The 20,716-nt window shown below is 33.0% G+C and carries 21 protein-coding genes and 1 pseudogene; 8 read left to right on the forward strand and 14 right to left on the reverse strand.

All coding sequences use genetic code 11. From position 1 onward, the window contains the following. Positions 1-100: 100 nt before the first annotated feature. The 11 genes and pseudogenes from FYJ55_RS11530 to FYJ55_RS01020 form a co-directional block, all read right to left on the reverse strand. The gene (locus FYJ55_RS11530) at positions 101-295 is read right to left on the reverse strand and encodes a glycine radical domain-containing protein (protein WP_456152214.1); all 195 of its coding nucleotides are present in this window, start codon (positions 293-295) and stop codon (positions 101-103) included. After that, positions 250-1,098: pseudogene (locus FYJ55_RS11380) on the reverse strand (pyruvate formate lyase family protein). The gene FYJ55_RS11530 and the pseudogene FYJ55_RS11380 overlap by 46 nt, the downstream one beginning before the upstream one ends. Positions 1,099-1,165: 67 nt before the next feature. Next, positions 1,166-1,378 carry a pyruvate formate lyase family protein gene (locus FYJ55_RS11535; protein WP_268234123.1) on the reverse strand — a complete coding sequence of 71 codons (213 nt, stop codon included), beginning with the start codon at positions 1,376-1,378 and terminating at the stop codon, positions 1,166-1,168. A 431-nt stretch (positions 1,379-1,809) separates the two neighbouring features. Beyond that, a complete protein-coding gene (locus tag FYJ55_RS00985; RefSeq protein ID WP_154555253.1) occupies positions 1,810-3,492 on the reverse strand; it encodes an ABC transporter substrate-binding protein in 1,683 nt (560 codons plus the stop codon). Between the two features lie 115 nt (positions 3,493-3,607). Beyond that, positions 3,608-4,453, reverse strand: coding sequence for a 16S rRNA (cytidine(1402)-2'-O)-methyltransferase (gene rsmI / locus FYJ55_RS00990; protein ID WP_117925774.1), 846 nt, complete (start codon positions 4,451-4,453; stop codon positions 3,608-3,610). Then, entirely contained in the window at positions 4,446-5,279 is an 834-nt protein-coding gene (gene ricT, locus FYJ55_RS00995) for a regulatory iron-sulfur-containing complex subunit RicT (RefSeq protein WP_256269388.1), read from the reverse strand. Before ricT ends, rsmI begins: the two co-directional genes overlap by 8 nt. Continuing rightward, complete coding sequence (locus FYJ55_RS01000; RefSeq protein WP_154555254.1) at positions 5,279-6,193, reverse strand: DNA polymerase III subunit; 915 nt, start codon at positions 6,191-6,193, stop codon at positions 5,279-5,281. Before FYJ55_RS01000 ends, ricT begins: the two co-directional genes overlap by 1 nt. Continuing rightward, on the reverse strand, positions 6,186-6,818 hold the full coding sequence (gene tmk, locus FYJ55_RS01005; protein WP_154555255.1) for a dTMP kinase: 633 nt from the start codon (positions 6,816-6,818) through the stop codon (positions 6,186-6,188). The genes FYJ55_RS01000 and tmk overlap by 8 nt, the downstream gene beginning before the upstream one ends. A gap of 189 nt (positions 6,819-7,007) precedes the next feature. Next, entirely contained in the window at positions 7,008-7,877 is an 870-nt protein-coding gene (locus FYJ55_RS01010) for a phosphoribosylaminoimidazolesuccinocarboxamide synthase (protein WP_154555256.1), read from the reverse strand. 87 nt (positions 7,878-7,964) lie between these two features. Continuing rightward, a complete protein-coding gene (locus tag FYJ55_RS01015) occupies positions 7,965-9,833 on the reverse strand; it encodes a heavy metal translocating P-type ATPase (protein ID WP_154555257.1) in 1,869 nt (622 codons plus the stop codon). An 89-nt stretch (positions 9,834-9,922) separates the two neighbouring features. After that, positions 9,923-10,141: a cation transporter gene (locus FYJ55_RS01020; protein WP_154555258.1), complete on the reverse strand. Its 219-nt coding sequence runs from the start codon at positions 10,139-10,141 to the stop codon at positions 9,923-9,925. Positions 10,142-10,281: 140 nt separating this feature from the next. Between FYJ55_RS01020 and FYJ55_RS01025 the strand changes: the two genes are divergently transcribed. The 3 genes from FYJ55_RS01025 (at position 10,282) to FYJ55_RS01035 (ending at position 12,459) form a co-directional block, all read left to right on the forward strand. Continuing rightward, positions 10,282-10,635, forward strand: coding sequence for an ArsR/SmtB family transcription factor (locus FYJ55_RS01025; protein ID WP_040466407.1), 354 nt, complete (start codon positions 10,282-10,284; stop codon positions 10,633-10,635). Between the two features lie 80 nt (positions 10,636-10,715). Then, positions 10,716-11,207 carry an SOS response-associated peptidase family protein gene (locus FYJ55_RS01030; RefSeq protein ID WP_154555259.1) on the forward strand — a complete coding sequence of 164 codons (492 nt, stop codon included), beginning with the start codon at positions 10,716-10,718 and terminating at the stop codon, positions 11,205-11,207. A 10-nt stretch (positions 11,208-11,217) separates the two neighbouring features. Then, entirely contained in the window at positions 11,218-12,459 is a 1,242-nt protein-coding gene (locus tag FYJ55_RS01035) for an alpha-L-fucosidase (protein ID WP_229771019.1), read from the forward strand. Here FYJ55_RS01035 and FYJ55_RS01040 read toward each other — a convergent pair. The 3 genes from FYJ55_RS01040 to FYJ55_RS01050 are packed head-to-tail and all read right to left on the reverse strand — an operon-like array spanning position 12,456 to position 15,569. Beyond that, entirely contained in the window at positions 12,456-13,376 is a 921-nt protein-coding gene (locus FYJ55_RS01040) for a glycosyltransferase family 2 protein (RefSeq protein ID WP_154555261.1), read from the reverse strand. The genes FYJ55_RS01035 and FYJ55_RS01040 overlap by 4 nt on opposite strands. Further along, a complete protein-coding gene (locus FYJ55_RS01045; protein ID WP_154555262.1) occupies positions 13,363-13,764 on the reverse strand; it encodes a GtrA family protein in 402 nt (133 codons plus the stop codon). Before FYJ55_RS01045 ends, FYJ55_RS01040 begins: the two co-directional genes overlap by 14 nt. Beyond that, positions 13,740-15,569, reverse strand: coding sequence for a YfhO family protein (locus tag FYJ55_RS01050; RefSeq protein WP_195836628.1), 1,830 nt, complete (start codon positions 15,567-15,569; stop codon positions 13,740-13,742). The genes FYJ55_RS01045 and FYJ55_RS01050 overlap by 25 nt, the downstream gene beginning before the upstream one ends. Positions 15,570-16,169: 600 nt before the next feature. On the opposite strand from FYJ55_RS01050, the gene FYJ55_RS01055 reads away from it, so the two are divergent. The 5 genes from FYJ55_RS01055 (at position 16,170) to FYJ55_RS01075 (ending at position 20,630) form a co-directional block, all read left to right on the forward strand. After that, on the forward strand, positions 16,170-16,817 hold the full coding sequence (locus FYJ55_RS01055) for a PIG-L family deacetylase (RefSeq protein WP_229771020.1): 648 nt from the start codon (positions 16,170-16,172) through the stop codon (positions 16,815-16,817). Between the two features lie 20 nt (positions 16,818-16,837). Then, complete coding sequence (locus FYJ55_RS01060; protein ID WP_154555265.1) at positions 16,838-17,539, forward strand: response regulator transcription factor; 702 nt, start codon at positions 16,838-16,840, stop codon at positions 17,537-17,539. Beyond that, a complete protein-coding gene (locus FYJ55_RS01065) occupies positions 17,532-19,361 on the forward strand; it encodes a histidine kinase dimerization/phospho-acceptor domain-containing protein (protein WP_154555266.1) in 1,830 nt (609 codons plus the stop codon). The genes FYJ55_RS01060 and FYJ55_RS01065 overlap by 8 nt, the downstream gene beginning before the upstream one ends. Positions 19,362-19,492: 131 nt before the next feature. Next, entirely contained in the window at positions 19,493-19,888 is a 396-nt protein-coding gene (locus FYJ55_RS01070) for a DUF2798 domain-containing protein (RefSeq protein ID WP_154555267.1), read from the forward strand. Between the two features lie 124 nt (positions 19,889-20,012). After that, positions 20,013-20,630 carry a YggS family pyridoxal phosphate-dependent enzyme gene (locus tag FYJ55_RS01075; RefSeq protein ID WP_154555268.1) on the forward strand — a complete coding sequence of 206 codons (618 nt, stop codon included), beginning with the start codon at positions 20,013-20,015 and terminating at the stop codon, positions 20,628-20,630. Positions 20,631-20,716 lie beyond the last annotated feature (86 nt).

Genomic DNA, 20,716 nt, shown 5'->3' on the forward strand with positions numbered 1-20,716 from the left:
ATTATCCTTTCAATTCAAGTATAACAAAAAACGCCCCAAAATACTTTGGAGCGAATTTTAAGCTGCCTAGCACATTACCCTATGTAATCTTATAGCGTATCTAGACCCCAACTATTTTTATATAGTCTTTAGAAACAATGTTATATTGCACATGATATCCATGTAAACGATTAAAGAAAGTTTTAATCAACAATTCTAATTTTTGTCGATTTTCTTCAGTCGACAACATTTGAGGTGTCATTTTTTGATTTAGCAGAACGCCACCCGTAATTTTATTTGTACGAAGCTTAGACACCCTTTTAAACAAAGCTGTAGGTCCATTTTATCGCTATTATACGCTGGACTGCAACCTTCTGCCAAAGGTTCGAATGCATTTCGTCCATCTGGCGTGGCCATCGTTGACATACCTTGTCCAACATTCGCACTAATTGAAGAAGTTCCTGCGTAACGAATTCCGCCAATTGGTCCTCTATTATAGCGTGTATTCGGATATTTTTCGATTTCTTCAATATAAGAATCATAAGCTTCCACAATTAACTGATCGACATAATCATCATCATTTCCATATTTTGGAGCTTCACGAATCAACATTTCCTGAATTTTTTTGTTTTCAGGTGATGAAAAATCATCTAAGATTGCATTCCAAAGCTCTTGTCTTGTGATTTTCTTTTCTTCATACACCAACTTCTTTATAGCTGCCAAGCAATCTGCCATATTCGCAATTCCTACTTGAAGTCCTGAAATAAAATCATAGACCGCTCCCCCTTCTTTGATTGTTTTGCCTCTGGCAATACAATCATCTGTCAAAGCCAAACAAAGAATGTCTGGCACATCTCTTTCAGAGGCCTTATCAATTACATTTTCTACTATAACACTATATCAAGTAATTTCCCTTATTGTTTTATCCCATGCTTTTAAAAGTTCTTCATAACTTTCCATTTCCGTAAAATAGCCATATCCTTTTGTAAAACGTTTATTACTTGTAAGATCCACACCGTTATTCATCATACCCAAAAACATTCTTGGAAAATTGATATAAGACATTCTCGTACAACGGTAACCCCATTTACCTGGAACTGCTGTTTCTACACAGCCTATGGCACTATAATTATAGGCATCCTCCTCTTTAACTTGCTAATCCATAAAGGAAGGAATTATAATTTCGTCATTGTTTAATGCTGGCATTCCAAAGCCTAAACGCATAACCTCTACACATACATCCAAAAAAATGTTTATTGATATTCTTGTGATAGCGCACAGTTAAATTTGGTTGTGTCAATCTTGTCTGTGCAACAGATTTCAAAACTAAAAAACTCAAACCATTGACTGCATCCTTTTTATCTATTATTTGGCCTGCAATCGTTACATTTTGATACATAGGAGACCCTGCCGAACAAATAATCGTACTAACAGGAAGCGATAAATTTTCTAAGCGTGGTGTTGTACCATTAAATTTAAAAGAGAAAATAAAAACTGTTATAACTGATCATTCTATTGATTCTTCTTACGTTCAAGAACTAAACAATCAAAACATTCAAGTCATAACAATTTAAAAAGGAGCCGTAACGAACAAGTAATTTTTATTACTTATGGAGTTTAGCTCCTTTCTTTTCAATTTATTATTTTTTTACCTCCTAGAGCCTTAGTTTAATTTGTTGTTTTTCTGAAATTCTAGTTTTCGAGTGTGATATCCTCTTAGATTATGACCAGCACATACGAGTAGTATCTCCAGTTTAGATTTTTTTAAATCTTGAATTTGGTCCTTTTTTTAAACTAAAACGTTTTTATCTGTTATAGCCCCTTTTACTATTAATCATCAATATAGGCTGTAGCCATTGATTGTGACCAAATAAATGTAGAAGAAGTCTTCAAACCTTTTACTTTCTTATTGCGCAAACAATATGTTTGCACTCCATCTGTTGGTAAGTATGCACATAGTTCCGCTTGACGAACATAAGCCTTTAAGTAAGCAGCAGCTGAAGCCTCTTTATCAGCTGTATAAGCACCTGCAGCTAAGTATGAATCTAATTCATCATCTTTTAAACGAGCAAGGTTATTTACGCCTTGTGATTGAATAAAGTAATCAACGCTTGTATCTTCAGGGCTTGTAAAAGAGTTTCCTAAATAAGATACATCCCAATCACCAACAGCTGAATCATCACTTACAGTTGCAATAACTGTATTAAATTCCATTGTGTTTGCCTTGAAGTCGACACCAAGTTCTCCCCATTGTTTTTGTAACATAGGAATCATTGTATCCATCGCATCTTTTTCTTTTGTAGCCAAGAACTTAATGCTTAATTTTTGACCATCTTTTTCACGAATACCATCACTACCAACAGTCCATCCCGCATCATCTAAGATTTGTTTAGCTTTTTCTACATCATAATCATAGTAAGTAGCCCCATCAACTTTTTCTTCACCACGAACATATGCACCATTTCCGCCAGATACTGGGTTACCAAACAAGCCTGGTACATATGCCAATTTAGCATCTTTATCATCTAATTTATAATAGCTTGCGATATAGGCTTCACGATCAAATCCATAAGCCAAAGCTTGACGTACTGCTTGATCTTGACATGCACCTGCAACCGTATTCATAAACAAGAAGTCTTCACGATCACTTGGATACGAATCCATAGTCAACCCTTTATCTTTGTCTTTGGCTACTGTGTTGATTTTATTCGCTTCCACTACATCTGGAATATAATCGACAGTTCCATTTTCCAATTCTTTGATTTCAGTCGAAGTCTCTGTTTTCTTGATCATAATCTTAGAAATTTGGTATTCTCCATCCTTAGCTTCAAAATTTTCATTTCGATCCAATGAAGCTCCCTCTGTTTTAGAGAATGATTTTAATTTATAAGGACCTGTTCCAATAGGATTACTATTGTTCTTTTCCACATTTGAAGTTTTTCCCTTCTTATACTTCAATGTTTTTGCACTACAAATTTTTTGTGTTCCCAAAGTCGATTCTGCATCGATTTTTGGCTTTGCCATATGGAATACTACTGTATAATCATCGGGTGTTTCAATACCTGAGACATCTTTGGCGTCTCCATCATGATATTCGCTATATCCATTTAAGAAATCAACATTACTTGAAAAACGTCCTGTATAGCTTGGATCGGCCATAACGCTAAACGTTGCCTTTACATCTTTTGAAGTAAATTTAGATCCATCACTAAATTTAACACCTTTCTTCAATTTAAATGTCATTGTTGTTCCATCATCACTAATAGTAGGTAAATCCTCTGCTAATTCTGGAACTAAATTGGCATCCTTGTCATATGCCAATAATCCTTGATATACCAAGTTAACCACATTGTGATCGTTAACGGTCTGATAATACATCGGAGAAAAATCTCCATTCATTTCTGTAAACAATCCAACTGTTAATGTTTGTTCTTTACCAGAACCTGATCCACCTGCAGAACATCCTGCAAGTACAAATGCCATACCTAGGGCACATACACTTCTCTTATCCATTATACTTCCTCTTCTCTTTTCAGTAACTTATTATAGTATTTTCTGTAACTATTTCAATTACTTTTTCATTTAATTTCTGTAACAACATAATTTACTTTATATAAAAGAAAAAAGCCTATCTTTTATGATAAGCTTCATATAATTCATTCTTTTTGCAAGCCATTTCTTTAGCAACTAAACCAATCGCTTCTTTTGTACGCATTCCAGATTCAATATATTCATCCACTTTCGTAATGGCTGTATACATATCAAATACAACGTCATCTTGTTTAAAGCCATCCATGACAATAACCATTTCACCTTTACAAGTAGCCGCTACTTCTAACACTTCTTCAATGGTACCACGAATATATTCTTCATGCACTTTTGTAAGTTCTCTAGCTAAACACATTTGACGATTTCCCAATACTTCCAACATATCTTGTAAAGTATCCTCAATACGATGAGGTGCTTCATAGAAAATAGTTGTATAAGGAATTGTTTTGATTTCTTCTAGCTGTTTCTTTCTTTTTGAACTCTTATTGTCTAAAAAGCCATAGAACAAATAGTGATAACAACTCAATCCACTCGCAACCAATGCATTCATAGCTGCGTTGGCACCTGAAACAGAAACCACATTAAATCCATGCGAAATGGTTTCTTGAACTAATTTCTGTCCTGGATCTGAAACCAAAGGGTAGCCTGCATCGGAAACTACCGCAACATTTTCGCCATTTTCTAATCGTTCAATGATTTTAGGAATACTGACCTGTTGATTATGTTCATGATGCGACATCAACATTGTATCAATTCCATAAGCCATTAAAAGTTTTTTTGTGTTACGCGTATCCTCAGCTGCAATGACACTCACTTCTTTTAAAATATCCAAAGCTCTAGGTGTCATTTCCTGCAAGTTTCCAATAGGTGTAGGAACCAAATACAATGTGGAAACATCCGATTCAAAACTCTTCTGTCTAATCATTATTTAATTCCTTGTCTGGCCACAATTCTTTGAAATCCACAAACAAGACTTCTTCTTTGTTCTCTAACTTAGCCTGTTTTTGAAGAACGTTCATACTTGAAATACGATACTTCTTGTCCTTATATGTCACAGTTGAATTGATTTTTGGCAAATCCTTACGCATTCTTGTATATTCTTCATTTTCAAAACGTAAACAACACATTAGTTTTCCACACTGTCCACTCAACTTTTGAATATTCAATGCCAACAACTGGTTTTTAGCCATATTGATTGATACTGTATCAAAATCTGACATGAATCTTGAGCAGCAGCATTCCATACCGCAGTTTCCAATTCCACCGACAATTTTAGCTTTATTTCTTGGTCCTACTTGTCTTAATTCTATACGACAATGTAAGTGTTGTGCTAAATCTTTCAACAGTTGTCTAAAATCTACACGATCATCAGATACATATGTAAAAATAACTTTGGTACGATCCAATGTATATTCAGAACTAATCAAATGCATATCCAACTTCAAATTTGCGACACACTCGTGACAAATCTTCATAGCTTCTTTAGCTCTTTCTACATTTTCCTCTTTACACTTAATATCTTCGGGTGTTGCCTTACGCAATACCGGCTTGATATCACCTTTTACTTTGGAAGCATCAAAATCAACGGTAGGGACACAAACCTTTCCTAATTCTTGTCCACGTACTGTTTCTACAACAACGATATCATTTGTATAGTATTTTACATTTGATCCAAAAGTGTAGGCTTTTTTTGATTCTTCAAACTGAATATAAACAATGTATTTATATGTTACTTTTCCTTCTGTATTCACTAAATCACAGCCTTCCTAATATCATAATAAAGCTTATCCATAAATAAACCTAAATCGACTGGTCGATACAACATATCCATATTCTCAACCAAAATCGAATATAGTTTTACTTTTTTTTCTAAAGGTAAATTTACCCTATCATTTTTTACATAGAATAAAACCCATTGAATCCACAATTGTATCCAATCCTTATCCATGCATTCAGACTTATTCACAAATACACTTGTCTGCATCTTTTCAATTTGTGCAAAAGAAGATGCATGCTCAATATATTCAAGTGCAACTTGTTTTAACACTTCAAAATCAGGCAAAGACAACAATTCAATAGCCTTATCATACGTATATCCAGATTCGGCCAACATCTTCGCGTTTTCTTCACTTGTATTTTCAAGCAACAGGTATTCACAGCTTTCCGGTTTAAAATGAATAGCCTGACACCTAGATTGAATAGTAGGTAATACATTGGATTTTTCATCCGCAATTAATATACCATAAATCCCTTCACTTGGCTCCTCTAAAAACTTCAACAAGCTATTTGAAGCATCTGGCGTAGCCTTATCATAATGATCTAGAATATAGATTCTGGCATTTTGTTTTCCTGCACTCGTCGATTCAAAAAACGCCTGTAAATCCACTATATCTTTCTTTTTAATACGATCATTCGATACAATCATGTAATCTAAAGATTTTTCATTCTCTATGCGTTTACAACTTTCACATTCTTGACACGCAAAACCATCAAAATCTGTATGTTCGCACACAATACTTTGTGCAAACAAGATGGCTGTTTCTAATTTACTTGAACCTTTTGGTCCGTGAAATAAATAGGCATTCGCAACTCTTTTGTTTTTTAGAGCATTTGACAATGTCTGATAAACGATTGGCTGTGCTTTTTTTAGATACTCTTTATTCATATTCTTTGATTACCTTTAAGACACATTCCATAGCACTTTTTAAAACCTCTTCCTTACAAGGCTCGGCATCAATCACTTTAATACGCTCTGGATACATGGTTACTAATGTTTCATAGCCTTGACGCACATCTTTGTGGAATGAACTTTCTTCTTGGTCCAAACGATTCAAGTCACCACGAAGATTCATACGTTTTTCACCCGTTTCTACACTAACGGATAAAAATAGAGTCTTTTCAGGCATACATCCATCAATCGCAAACTGATTGATATCCCATACTTCTTTTAAACCTATGCCTCGTGCAATTCCTTGGTATGCCAGACTTGAATCAATGAAGCGATCACACAATACGATCTTCTTATTTTCCAATGCTGGAAGAACAACTTCTTTTAAATGTTGTCTACGACTTGCCGCATATAATAATGCTTCTGTACGATCATCCATTTCTGTATTGTTTACATCTAATAATATATTACGAATGGATTCTGCAATCTTGCTTCCGCCTGGCTCACGAGTATAAATGCAGTCGTATCCCATTTTAATCAATTCTTCTTGTACCGCTTTACATACGGTTGTTTTTCCTGATCCATCATTTCCTTCAAATGTTATAAATACACCTTGTTTCATATTTTTCCTCACCATATATATTCAATAATTATTATTTTCTAATATCTATTCCTCATTTAAACATAGCGTTCTTCGGTTTTCAAGTGATTATTAACATCATATTTTACGGTTTTCAAATATAATTAGGCATCAAAAAATACAGTTTTCAAAAAAATACCCATAAGCATTCAACTTATGGGTATTCCTTAATTATAATGTTTTTCCTGTCAACATTGTGTAAGCTTGAAGATATTTTTCAATTGTCTTATCCACAATCTCTTGAGGAAGTGTCCAGTCATTACCTGGATTTGCCTTTAGCCAGTCACGCGCAAATTGTTTGTCAAATGATGGTTGCGAATGACCCGCTTCATATCCGTCTGCAGGCCAGAAACGAGAACTATCAGGAGTTAACATTTCATCGCCAATAACGATATTACCATTTTCGTCTAAACCAAATTCAAATTTTGTATCCGCAATAATTATTCCTTTGCTTAAAGCATACTCAGCACATTTTTTATATAAAGCGATTGTGCAATCTTTGATCTTAGTTGCATATTCTTCACCATGTCCTGGGAAGTATTTTTCTAAGTGCACAATACTTTGTTCAAAAGAAATGTTTTCATCGTGATCACCAATTTCAGCCTTTGTACTAGGCGTATAAATTGGTTCTGGAAGTTGCTGTGATTCTTGTAATCCTTCTGGAAGTTCAATACCACAAACCTTTCCTGTTTCTTTGTAGCTAGCCCATCCACTACCTGTGATGTAACCACGAACAATACATTCGATTGGAAGCATGTTCAATTTACGACATAACATTGATTTTCCTTCAAATTTTTCTTGTTGGAAATATTCCGGCATATCTTTTGTATCCACACTAATCATGTGATTAGGTAAGATATCACTTGTGTAATCAAACCAGAATTTTGACATCTGTGTTAAAACAGTTCCTTTTTTTGTAACCTCATTGTTTAGAATTACATCAAAACAACTGATACGATCTGTCGCAACCATAATAAGGTTGTCCCCATTGTCATAAATTTCACGTACTTTTCCTTCTTTAATTGGTTTTAATTCCTGCATCTCGAATCTCCTTTTCTGCATACAAGACAAAGATACAACTAAAACAAATTTAACACAATATGAAAATAAGGAAATCCTAAGATTTCCTTACAAATTTTTAACATTTAATGCACGAATCGCATTTAATACGGCAATAATCATAACGCCAACGTCCGCAAAAATCGCAACCCACATATTCGCAATACCAATGGCACCCAAAACTAAACAAACGAGTTTAATACCAATCGCAAAATAAATATTCTCATATACAATATGAATACATTTCTTCGCAATCTTAATGGCTTTAGAAATCTTTAATGGATCATCATCCATCAAAACAATATCAGCTGCCTCAATGGCTGCATCACTACCTAAAGCACCCATCGCAATACCAATATCGGCTCTTGATAATACAGGAGCATCATTGATTCCATCTCCGACAAAGGCAAGATTTTCTTTCGATTGTTTTAAAGACAATAGCTCTTCAACTTTATTCACCTTATCTTGAGGCAATAATTCAGAATATACTTGATCAATATGTAATTCAGAAGCTACCTTATCGGCAACACTTTTTACATCCCCAGTCAACATAACTGTTTGTTTAATGCCAGCCTTCTTCAATGCTTCAATTGCCTCTTTGGCATGTGGCTTCAACATATCCGAAATCACAATGTGACCTGCATATTTACCATCAATAGCCATATGTACAATGGTTCCTACAGAATGGCATTCTTGATAAGGAATATTATATATCTTCATTAATTTATCATTACCTGCAAGTACTTGCACTCCATCCATTACAGCTTTAACTCCATGACCACTTATTTCTTCTACATTTTCAATACGAGATTTATCAATGGTATTTCCATACGCCTTTAATAAACTTTTAGAAATAGGATGCGTCGAATAACTTTCAGCCATTGCCGCATACTCTAATAATTTCTCTTCTGGAATATTCGCATGATGAATGCCTGCAACCTCAAATACACCTTGTGTCATTGTACCTGTTTTATCAAATACAACATATTTACAGGATGCCAAAGCTTCTAAATAGTTCGATCCTTTTACCAAAACACCCTGATTGCTGGCGCCACCAATTCCGGCAAAGAAACTCAAAGGAATACTGATTACCAATGCACATGGACAAGAAATAACTAGGAATGTTAAGGCACGATATAGCCATGTGCCAAAGTCAGCAGGATTTGACATAATCAAATTGAATACTGGTGGAAGTAAGAACAATGCCAAAGCACTATAACATACGGCTGGCGTATAAATTCTCGCAAAGCGGGAAATAAACGCTTCTGAACGAGATTTCTTACTTGACGCATTTTCAACCAAATCCAAAATTTTTGATACAGTGGATTCCCCAAATTCTTTTGTTGTCTTAATTTTTAATAAGCCTGTCATATTGATGCAGCCACTAATCACTTCATCATTTTCACTCACTTCTCTAGGCAAGCTTTCCCCTGTTAAAGCCGCTGTATTTAGAGTAGAACTTCCTTCAACCACAATTCCATCGATAGCCACTTTTTCACCAGGTTTAACCACAATAATTGTACCAATCTCAACTTCATCTGGATCTACTTGTTCAAGATTTCCATTCTCATCTTCAACATTGGCATAATCCGGACGAATATCCATTAATTCCGTGATGTTTTTACGACTCTTACCTACCGCATAACTCTGGAACCATTCCCCAATCTGATAGAACAACATAACAGCTGTTGCTTCATCAAAAGATTTCAAACCAATAGCCCCTACTGTCGCGACAGCCATCAAAAAATTTTCATCAAATACCTGACGGTTTTTGATTCCTTTAAAAGCCTTAAGAAGAATATCATACCCAATTTCTAGATAGGCCACTAGAAACAAAGGAATTTCAATATATTCGGGTAGTTTTGCGACCTTAATTATAATAAAAAGAATACTCGCAACAATAATTCGCTTTAACATCTTCTTCTGTTTCTTGTTCATACTTATCTCTATCTCTCCAAAACATTAATTGTTCAATCATTCAACTATAATAATTGAAAAATAGAGATGCTTTCGCATCTTACTTTTCATTAAAAGAAAATTTCGCAATCATCTTCAACTTTTTTACAGTTTTCTAAAACACGAGCCATGACTTCTTTAGGCTGAACTCCATCTTCAAATTCAACATTCATCTTTAACATCATGAAGTTTACAATCGCATTCTTTACACCTTCTGTATTATTAGCAGCTACTTCCATTTTATTTGCACAGTTTGCACAATCTACATCAATCTTATAACTCTTTTTCATATTATTTTCCTCCACATTTGAATAGTTGAACATACATTCAACTTTTTACACTTTCATTATATAGGATTCAAACATGATGTCAATAACTTTTTTGACAATTGTTCAATCATTCAACTATAATAAAGAAAAAAGGAGAACATATGATTGGTACACATTGTGATTGCAAGCCTAAAAATACAGAATTAGTACAAGAAGTAAAAGAAAACATGCCGGCCTTTGATGAAATTATGAACCTATCAGATTTCTTTAAAGTCATGGGCGATAGTACCCGTCTTCAGCTTTTATTATCCCTTCAACAAAGCGAAATGTGCGTATCGGATTTAGCCAACGTACTCGATATGACGAAATCTGCCGTATCACATCAATTAAAGGCACTACGCCTTTCTAAACTCATCAAATCTAGAAAAGAAGGAAAGACAGTCTACTATTCATTAGATGATGAACATATTGAAACCATTCTAGGCATGGCTTTTGATCATACAAAGGAACATTAAGAGGAAGATCTATTCTTCCTTTTTTTATGCCCTTTTTTATCTGTTTATTTACAACCTCTTTCTTATGATATACTTCTAGTATGTGTACAAGCTTTCGATATACACCCAAAGTAGCCAAAGCCTTTGGTTTAGAAGAAAAAGACATTCATCCAAGTGACAAATGTCTTGTACTTACTCGAAACCAAAAGAAAATGGTGCCATTTGGGTATAAAACTAACAATTTAATCTTAAACGCTAGACAAGAAACGCTCTTAGAAAAGCCTTTATTTAAAGATTCCATGCATTGTATTGTGCCTGCAGGAAGTTTCTACGAATGGGATTTAGGTAAAAATAAAGTGGAATTTTATTGCGATCACATTCTCTATTTTGCAGGAATTCTTATTGATGATCACCTTGTCATTGTTACCACGGATGCCAATACGTATGTAAAACCTGTGCATTCTCGAATGCCAGTCATACTCGAAAAAGAAGATATAGATCCTTGGTTAAAGGATATTTCTAGAACCAAAGAAATCTTATCCAAACCAGGCATTGCACTACAAAGAAAGCAGCTACAACAACCACTTTTCTAAAGGAGATCTTATGAATATTACAGAGTTTCAAAAATCTAGATTCGGACTTTTTATCCATTGGGGAATCTATTCCATTCCAGCACGAGGTGAATGGGTCAGAAGCAACGAAGAAATGAAAGAAGAAGATTATATTCCTTTTGCGAATGAATTTGATCCAGATCTATTTAATCCACACCAATGGGCTAAATTGGCCAAAAAATCCGGTATGAAATATGCCGTAATGACTGCCAAACACCACGATGGATATTGTATGTTTGATACAAAGACTACAGATTGGAAGGCAAATCATGATTATGTCAGAGAATTTTTAGATGCCTTTCGACAAGAAGGATTAAAAGTTGGTCTATATTATTCCCTGCTTGATTGGCATCATCCTGACTACCCTCACTATAAAGATCGTCATCATCCAGAAAGAAACAATGCAAAATATGATAAACCAATTTGTTTTTCAAACTATTTGAATTATATGCATACTCAAATCAAGGAATTACTTACAAACTATGGAAAGTTGGATATCATGTGGTTTGACTTTTCTTATGACAATATGACAAAAGATGTATGGGATGCCCACAAAATCGTAACAATGGCAAGAACTTACCAGCCAGACATGATCATCGACAATCGTTTAGAAGGTGATGGTGTACATCCTGGAACCATTATGGATGCACATCCTAGTTTTACAGCCGGTGATTTTACTTCACCTGAACAAATGATTCCTCCTCAAGGCTTATCTGTGCCTTGGGAAGCTTGCATCACCATGAATGAACATTGGGGATATTGCGCTAAGGACACGAATTATAAATCTGCTAAGCTAATCATCCGTACTCTAGTTGAATGTGTATCCAAGGGTGGAAATATGATTTTAAATGTGGGACCGGATGCTAGAGGGCAATTTCCTAAAAAATCTATCCATGTATTGAATGAAATCAGGGAATGGATGAAACTCAACGAAGCTTCTATTTATGGATGCACAAAAAGTGAATTAGAAAAACCAGAATGGGGAAGATACACACAAAAGGGAAATAAAATTTATGCGCATATTCTAGATGAGAGTATTTTTGATATACCTATTAAAATTCGAAAAGAAAAAATCCAAGACATGAGAAGATTGTCTGATCATTCTCAAATCAAAATTCAAACGCCTTGGAACGCAGAAAGTTTTCCTGACTATACATTTATCCATATTGATTCTAATTCACACCATTGTCCAGATCCAATTGACACGGTGATTGAAATCACATTAAGAGACTAGCTTAAATTCTTGCTGGTTTCTTTTACTATATAGATCGGTCTTTGTTTACTTTCCATATAGTCTTTTGTCATATATTGACCTAAAATGGCCACAAACAACATTTGAAGCCCACTCAAAAACAGAATCAAACATACTAAATGAAACATGGACGTGACATGTACTAACAATCCAAACAAAGTCATTAAAATCGATGCAATCATAATGGCTGTTCCAATATTACCAATCCATACAATCGGCGCTGTAGAAAAGGAAAACATACCTTCCATCGCATATGCGAATAGTTTAGAGAAATTCCATTTAGAATTACCTGCAGCTCGTTGTACATTATGAAATTCAATCCATTTTGTATCAAATCCTACAAAAGAAAACAATCCTTTCATATAGCGATTGTATTCTTTTAATTCTAGAATCGCATCCACCATTTGTCTTGACATCATACGAAAATCACCACAACCATCGCTCATATCCATTTTGCACATCTTCTGCATCACTTTATAAAAAGTATGCGATAAAAAGTTACGAATCTTACCTTCACCCGTACGGTCTACTCTTTTTCCTGCACAACAATCGTAGCCTTCTTCACTAACCGCCTTATACATTTCTTTTAATAATACAGGAGGATGCTGCAAATCGGCATCCATGATCACAACATAATCGCCACTTGATTTCTTTAATCCTGCAAACATGGCAGCTTCTTTACCGAAGTTTCTAGAAAAAGAAACAAATTCACAACGATCATCCTTTAAGCTTAATGCTCTTAATATATCTTTGGTATGGTCCTTGGATCCATCATCCACAAACAACAATTCATAGGTAATGTCCTCTATTTCATTTAATACTTCACTTGTCTTTTTATAAAACATAGAAAGCACTTCTTCTTCGTTAAAACAAGGAACGACAACACTAATTTTGTTCATACAACATTTCCTCCTTCTTAGAAAATATATGGGATTTACACAAGAAATAATTGGCCAAAACAGTAATCACACTGACTAAAATCTTAGATAATAAATTTGAAATATGTACGCCATCAATACAAATAGCCAATAGTAGGTTTTCAACAAGTAATGTCATAAATCGAAGTCCAAAAAACTCAATACACTCTTTTTTCATACCATTACTTGAATGAAATACAACTTTACGGTTTGAAAAATACGCAAAGATAACGGCTACCATCCAAGCAAAACTATTGCTTGTCAGCCAATCGATTCCTATTTTTAAACAAATACAATAAACAATATAATTCACAAGAGTTGTCATAACTCCCACAATTCCATAGCTTATAAATTCTTTGACTTTTTCCATATCCAAAATCCTCCTATCATAATTGAAAGGACGCTTATACCAAGTCCTGCATTCTTAAATGGTGCATGAAATTGAATTGTAATTGTATGGCTTCCTTTTTTTATTTTGCATCCCACAAAAGCCTTATTCACAATTTCTACATTCTGCTTCTTTCCATCCATATATATTTCATATCCCTTTTCATAAGGATATGAAGTTACTAAATATCCATCTTTAGAAGTTGTTACTTTCCCCTTATAAATAGAAGCTGTCTTTAATGGTTTTACTTTCGTTACTACTCGATTAAACACATTCATATCACATGTATAAACACGAATATTGGATATCTTATATTTTCCTTTGGATAAAGTAACATCAAATTGTTTTAATTCTTTTTTAGAAAGAATATACGTAAAATGTTTATTTCCATTTGGATACACAGAATGTTTTTTTGACAATGTATTCTTCATTCCGTTTATAGATATAAAAACTTTTTTATTCGTATAATTCTTTATATCAAAATCAATACAGATCAGTTTATTTTTAGCATCGAAATTAATGGGTATTATTTTTTTCGTTTTCTTTTTGTTCTGAATCAAAATCGATTGATCTAAATTCTTTATAAGTTTCATCTTTGAGGCATACTCATTACTTGTTTTACCATTCACAATCGTGCGATTATAGATGGTATCCAAATTATATGGATAAAAAAGTTTATCAAACTTAGATTCACTCAACGTATCACTTGTGACATAGACTATTGGAAATACATTTTTATTCTTTAATAATTTATATTTTCCTTTACTATCTACTTCTTTATATCCATATAAATTAGAGTCTTTATGCAATACATTTTGAATCCCCATCATACTCAAATATAAATAATTCTCACTATCCGTTATGATTGTTCGATTGGATTGGGAAATAGGGCTTTTTATAATGTCATAAATGAAAGTGTTATATAAAGAATTGCTTGTTGACGTATAACTTGATGCCTTCATTTCTTTTGGATCATAGATACGATTGACACTATAACCCACCTGATCTAAATCGGCTGTTCGTTGATTCAAATCGTTTCTTTGCATCAATTTTTGTTTATCCTTGGAATACATTGAATTATAGAGTTTTAAATCTAAACACTGATTGTAGTTGAATCCTGTAAAGACAATCATAGGTACAAGGGCATACATCATTAAACATTCTTTTTTATCCATAAAGTAATAGCCAATAAACACAAGTGAAATTAATAATCCAAGAAGTGTTGTTTTTGTGCAAAGAAATAAACCAGCTAAAACAAGTAAACCTTTATTCAACTTTCTTTCTTGTAACCAATAGGAAAGGATCATAAGCACGAGTGGTAAACATAACACCAATATTTTTGTGCGTGCATATAAAGTTCCATTCAATATATAAGAGAACATCGGGAAAACAAACATTAAAATCAACAGAATCGATAGTTTCCTTGTCTTTTCAAATTGAATTCCTTGAAATAGGGCAATCCAGCTAATCACAGTCAATCCGCATCCATAGCTATCATAGACAAGTCCTTTTAGAGTAAAGTTTGGAATTAATAAATTAAATAGGTTGGTTTGTACAACAGATTTATGATTGTTTAAAATCAAATATCCAGTTGGTAGCCATAAAATTGTAGCCATACCAATACCAATAAGAATCGGAATCAGAATATCTTTTATCGTATGGTTTTGATCATAATCATATAAAAGCAGAATCAATATCATGCCTGGCGTATAGAAATAGTTATGGAAAAGTGCCATACATACACATAGGCTAATCCATTGTCTTTTATTTTTATCTACTAAAATCATTGAAAGAAACAAAAAGGGAAGAATTTCTATAAACATGATTTGTTGGTGGGACTGAAAGAAGCAATTGGCGCATATGCAACATATGCTTGAAAAGAAACAAATTGAATCTTTGTATCCTTTATTTCTTAGCCAGCAATAACAAAGTCCTCCTGTAGATGACCATAGAAGTGTTGCATAACCTATAATAAAGAAATGTATTGGAATGTTTGGAAATAAATAAGAAACTAAAACGTCTGGCCTTAATAATCCATAATATGAAAAACTAAAGGCATTGGTTTGTCCTTGAAGATTTTCAAAACTGTCTGGAAGTAATTGTTGGGTCTGTCGAAAATAGTCTGCCAAAGATATATGTTGGGATAACCAATCTAACTTTGATCCATACATGGAATATGTGGATACACAGAGTACAAATAAAATGGGTAATATAAATAGTATTGTAATGTAAAACGTATCTCTCTTTTTCATGGTTTTACTATACAAAATAAATCTTAAGTATCGACAAAAGGAAATATTAAACTTTCCTAAATATATTAAGAAGATTTAAGAAATGCATAAGTAGAGTGTTAAGAAATGTTTGATAGAATTTTTTTGGTGATGAAAATGAAAAAGTTACTATTATGCATCTTAAGTTTAATGCTTTGTCTAAATACATCCGTAATTCATGCCCAAGAGCCTGCATCTTTAATGATTGTGGCCCATCCGGATGATGAAACAATTTGGGGTGGATCTCATTTAATCAATGGAAATTACACGGTTTTATGTATTACGAATGGAAACAATAAAAAAAGAAAAAAAGAATTTATGAAGGTAATGGAGAAGACACATTCTAAAGGAATTATTTTATCTTTTCCTGATAAAACAAAGGGTAAGCGTGATAACTGGAAGTCTTGTAAAAAGGATATTCAAAGAGAGATAAAAAAAGAAATCGATTCTAAGGATTGGGACAAAATTGTAACGCATAATCCAAATGGAGAATATGGACATATACATCATAAAAAGGTATCTAAGTATGTTACTATGATTTTAGAAAAGGAAGATAAGGCAGATCAGCTTATATATTTTGGTAAGTATACATCAAAGAAAAACAAGGTTGAATTGGAGAATGAAAAAAGTTTATCCAAGAAAAATTATGATAAGAAATTGGATATCATTCAATTGTATTCTTCTCAATCGAAAGTGATGGATCATTTACATCATATGTTGCCTTATGAAAATTGGAAACCCTATAGTAATTGGGGTAAAATATAATAAAAGAAAGGGATGTGAACATGCAAACGCGTATTTTAGTGGCGGATGACAATGCAGAAATCCGTGAAATATTAAGAATTTTATTAACTGGCGAAGGCTATGAAGTGATTGGAGCCAAAGATGGAAATGAGGTCCTTCAATTGTTTGATCCTTCCATCGATTTAATTGTTCTTGATATTATGATGCCGAATATGAATGGTTACCAGACTTGTTTAAAGCTTCGTGAAACAAGCAATGTCCCTATCTTATTTTTAACAGCCAAAGGATTAGATTCGGATAAGACGCTTGGTTTTTCAAGTGGTGCCGATGACTATTTGGCAAAGCCTTTTTCGTATAGTGAATTAACGGCAAGAGTCAAAGCCTTACTTCGTCGTTATCAAGTTTATAAAGGAAAAAAAGAAGAATTATTACTTGATACAGAAAAGGATTTAAGTATGGATGGTCTTACTTTGCGTTATGCCCAACAAAATGCAGAGGTCAATGGAAAGGAAGTTGAATTAACGGATATTGAATTTAATATTTTGAGTACGTTGATGAAGAATCCTAAACAAATTTTTTCAGCTGAACAATTGTATGAAAAAGCATGGAATGAGCCGTATTATTATTCAGCAAATAATACAATCATGGTTCATATTCGTAATCTTAGAAAGAAAATCGAGAAGGATCCCGCCAATCCAGTATACATAAAAACAATTTGGGGAAAGGGGTATCGTTTTGAATAAAAAAATAACGAGACTGTATCTTTCCCTTCTTGTTTTTTTATTGTGTTTTTTCGCAATATATTCTCAAAGATTTGTCGTATACGATTATTTAAATACTCATTATAAGTATTCGGATACTTTATCTAAAGACGAAGTCAAAGAGGCGAAGGCTTATTTAGATGAACAAGAACAAGTGGATTTTATGAACCACACTCAAATTCGTAAAGATTTAAATCAATTATTAAAAAAGGGAAGTTATCAAGTCATTTTATATAAAACAAAATCAAATAAACCAGATGATGAAGTCATCGATTCTATACTTGCGTTTTGTGGCCGTGCTCCTTTAAAAAATACACAAAAGTATAATGTTTTTATAAAGAGTTCAAGTAAAATGAGTTGTATTGAGTGGTATCCATCTTTCATAAATTATTATCATTCTTATCGTATTTTCGACTGTATTTTAAGTCTTATTATAACCATTCTTTTTTATTTACTTTTAAAAAATCTTAAACCACTCCGTTCAAAGAAAAACGTCTTCTATTCCTTATCCAGTCGTATGATGTTCTCTTTTCTTTGTGCAACATTGTTGGTATTAACTTCTTTTTCATTTCTATATTTAAATCGCAGTGCTGTCTTTGAGTTTTTAATGGATACTTTTTATCTATCGGAAGATTATTCTTCTTATGTTAAAAAATTAGAAAAACAACTCCAAAATTTTGATTTAACGAAAGAAAACAAAAAAGTCATCAATCATATATTTAAAGAAAATGCACTCAATCATGCGTATGTGGAATTATATGATCAGGATGGAATCTATTTTACGGACACATCTCCTTTAAGCAACAATAATTTATTGTTTTTATATAGTTTTGATGATTTAGATGTCTTGGAAGCCCCATTGTACTATGATTACCCAATACATTTTAAAAACCAATCCGTTTATTTATATATCACTTCTTTTCCAATGATTCCATTCCAAATTCCTTATATTATTCTTTCCCTTTTGGTTTCCTTCTCTTTCTATTTGATTATCCTACAAAGCTTTATCCGTAAACGAATTCAGTCCATTCAAAATTTACAGGAAGATGTGTTTACTTTAGCGATTGGTGATTGGAATCATGAAATTACAGTTAGTGATAAAGATGAGATTGGACGTTTAGCTCAGGATTTGAATCAAATGCGTATTGCCTTTCTACAAACAATGGACAATGAACAACAGGCTCGTGTTGCGAATAAAGAATTAATTTCTTCTTTATCCCATGATTTAAGAACTCCACTAACAACATTAAAGGGGTACCTTGAAATCATGAATTTAAAAAGGGATAATATTAAATTTCGTGATCAATATCTTCAAAAATGTTTAGATAAGGTTGAAGAAATCACGTATCTTTCCAATAAAATGTTTGAGTATTCTCTTGTCTTTTCAACAGAATATAATTCGGATTTATCGAGTATTCCTGTTCAAAAAGTCATGGATACATTGGTTGATCATATTCAGTATTTAAGAGAAATGGATCTTCATATTTTATATGAACCTTTACAAACTTCACTATCTATGGATGCGAATTTTGCGATGATGCAAAGAATACTAAACAATATATTCTCAAATATTCAAAAATATTGTGATCCTTGGAAAGATATTGTGATTCAAACAACGATTGAAGAAGATCAATTTAAAATGAGTTTTACGAATTCAATCAATCATCATTTGGATAAAGTCGAAAGTAATGGAATTGGTTTAAAGAGTGTCAAAAAAATGATAGAAATCCATCGTGGAACTTTCTATCAAGACGAAACAAATGATTTATTTACTATTATATTGACTTTCCCTATTTATCAATAAGAGTGATTCTTACTGATTTTTTATTACAAAAGCAAAAAAATTATGATATTCTTACTAGCGTTCGCTTTTTGGTACATATTGGAAATGTCTTTGATTGACAACACAAAAAGTCATTTAGGAGGAGAAAATATATGCCAAAAACAAAATTCGAAAATATTGTATTCACTTTATTCATGTCTTTTTTAATGGTTTATGCCATGATTTTTTACAACATCGCACTTAATATGGGTGGAATGTCTAATCAAGTCTTTTTGTTAGCCTTTCATGAATTGGTTATCATGTGGCCGATTGCTTTTATTTTAGAATATTTCTTTGTTGATAAACTAGCACATCACTTTGCCTTTAAAGTTGTAACACCGAAGGATCGTCTTTTCTTTATCACACTTGCGATTTCTTTCTACATTATTTGTAATATGTGTCCAATCATGTGTTTGATTGCGACCATTCTATTCAAAACACCAGGTGTCCAAATTATTCCAGTTTGGTTTATGACTATTTTATTTAATTTTCCAATGGCTTTCTTTTGACAAATTTGTTATTGTGGACCAACTATAAAATGGTTGTTTGGAAAGCTATTTAACTAGAAGCAAATGTTGCTTCTTTTTTTTCTTTGATTATAATTAGATTGATATTGAAAGGACTGTTTTTAATATGAATAAAGAGTTGATTGAAGAACTAAAAGCACAAGATTTTAATGTAGTGGCTGTATCTAAAACGCGTACAAAGGAAGAAATTGATGAAGTCGCAAAAATGGGTCTAACTACTTTTGGAGAAAATCGTGTACAGGAATTTATAGATAAGTATGATCCAAAATATACTTGGCACATTATTGGGCATCTACAGACAAACAAAGTAAAGTATATTGTTGGAAAGGTTGATGTGATTGAAAGCTTGGATTCATTGAAACTTGCTGAAGAAATTGAAAAACAGGCGAATAAACATGGCATTATTCAAAAGGTATTGGTAGAACTAAAAATTTCGGAAGATCCAAACAAAACGGGATATCCTTTTAAGGGTGCTAAAAACTTTATTTCTCAATTGCAAGAATTTAAACATATTCAAATTAAAGGAATTATGTGTGTTGCTTCAAAAACAGAGGATCAAGCATTAGTAGAATCTGAATTTGAACAGATGCATACCCTTTATTTAGAGCTAAAAGAGCAATATCCAGATATAGACACTTTATCCATGGGTATGTCTCAAGATTATAAGTTAGCAGTTAAGCATGGTTCGAATACAGTTCGAATTGGACACGCAATTTTTGAATAATTTTTTAAACAGTGCTATACTAATTCCATGCAAAATTCAAAGAAAAGAAAATTGAAACCACAAAACCTACTTATTGTTTTGGCATG

The organism is Holdemanella porci, from assembly GCF_009696075.1.
Lineage (GTDB): Bacteria > Bacillota_I > Bacilli_A > Erysipelotrichales > Erysipelotrichaceae > Holdemanella > Holdemanella porci.